The 1,813-nt window shown below is 54.7% G+C and carries 1 rRNA gene; it reads left to right on the top strand.

The window, feature by feature from the left end:
* The first annotated feature begins 276 nt into the window (after positions 1-276).
* Positions 277-1,798: ribosomal RNA gene (locus E3O54_RS06390) — 16S ribosomal RNA — on the top strand.
* The last annotated feature ends 15 nt before the right edge of the window (positions 1,799-1,813 follow it).

The following is a 1,813-nucleotide window of genomic DNA, read 5'->3' as shown; positions in this document are numbered from 1 at the left end:
GTTGCCTCGAAGCGACAGCCCCTGTGGGGTTTGAAGTCGAGTGCGTCCGATCCTTGAGAACTCAACAGCGTGCACAATGTCAAATGCCAAAAACCTCGGTCGTAGGGCTCCTTTCTAGGGGGTACCGCGGAAGAGATTCCTTTGGAAAACATTTAAACAACAAAGCAAGTCAGTAATGATTTGTTCTGTCAGTTTCAAACTTGCAGATTGTTCGCCTATTCCGGTGGCTTTCTGCACTAGATGTGCCGGTCACTTCGGTGGTCGTGCAGTCAAACATTTACGGAGAGTTTGATCCTGGCTCAGGACGAACGCTGGCGGCGTGCTTAACACATGCAAGTCGAACGGTGATGAGGAGCTTGCTTCTCTGATCAGTGGCGAACGGGTGAGTAACACGTGAGCAATCTGCCCTTGACTCTGGGATAAGCGTTGGAAACGACGTCTAATACCGGATACGACCTTGGAAGGCATCTTCTGGGGTGGAAAGAATTTTGGTCAAGGATGAGCTCGCGGCCTATCAGCTAGTTGGTGAGGTAATGGCTCACCAAGGCGACGACGGGTAGCCGGCCTGAGAGGGTGACCGGCCACACTGGGACTGAGACACGGCCCAGACTCCTACGGGAGGCAGCAGTGGGGAATATTGCACAATGGGCGAAAGCCTGATGCAGCAACGCCGCGTGAGGGACGACGGCCTTCGGGTTGTAAACCTCTTTTAGTAGGGAAGAAGCGTAAAAGTGACGGTACCTGCAGAAAAAGCACCGGCTAACTACGTGCCAGCAGCCGCGGTAATACGTAGGGTGCAAGCGTTGTCCGGAATTATTGGGCGTAAAGAGCTCGTAGGCGGTTTGTCGCGTCTGCTGTGAAAACCCGAGGCTCAACCTCGGGCCTGCAGTGGGTACGGGCAGACTAGAGTGCGGTAGGGGAGATTGGAATTCCTGGTGTAGCGGTGGAATGCGCAGATATCAGGAGGAACACCAATGGCGAAGGCAGATCTCTGGGCCGTAACTGACGCTGAGGAGCGAAAGCATGGGGAGCGAACAGGATTAGATACCCTGGTAGTCCATGCCGTAAACGTTGGGAACTAGATGTGGGGACCATTCCACGGTCTCCGTGTCGCAGCTAACGCATTAAGTTCCCCGCCTGGGGAGTACGGCCGCAAGGCTAAAACTCAAAGGAATTGACGGGGGCCCGCACAAGCGGCGGAGCATGCGGATTAATTCGATGCAACGCGAAGAACCTTACCAAGGCTTGACATATAGAGGAAACGGTTGGAAACAGTCGCCCCGCAAGGTCTCTATACAGGTGGTGCATGGTTGTCGTCAGCTCGTGTCGTGAGATGTTGGGTTAAGTCCCGCAACGAGCGCAACCCTCGTCCTATGTTGCCAGCACGTAATGGTGGGAACTCATGGGATACTGCCGGGGTCAACTCGGAGGAAGGTGGGGATGACGTCAAATCATCATGCCCCTTATGTCTTGGGCTTCACGCATGCTACAATGGCCGGTACAAAGGGCTGCAATACCGCAAGGTGGAGCGAATCCCAAAAAGCCGGTCTCAGTTCGGATTGAGGTCTGCAACTCGACCTCATGAAGTCGGAGTCGCTAGTAATCGCAGATCAGCAACGCTGCGGTGAATACGTTCCCGGGCCTTGTACACACCGCCCGTCAAGTCATGAAAGTCGGTAACACCCGAAGCCAGTGGCCTAACCCGCAAGGGGAGGAGCTGTCGAAGGTGGGATCGGTGATTAGGACTAAGTCGTAACAAGGTAGCCGTACCGGAAGGTGCGGCTGGATCACCTCCTTTCTAAGGAGCACAGCA

Origin of the sequence: Cryobacterium sp. TMT2-4 (genome assembly GCF_004402575.1) — a bacterium.
In the GTDB taxonomy this organism is placed as follows: Bacteria; Actinomycetota; Actinomycetes; order Actinomycetales; family Microbacteriaceae; genus Cryobacterium; species Cryobacterium sandaracinum.
Note: the sequence above shows the minus strand (reverse complement) of the source record. Positions and strands in the feature narration are given on the sequence as shown.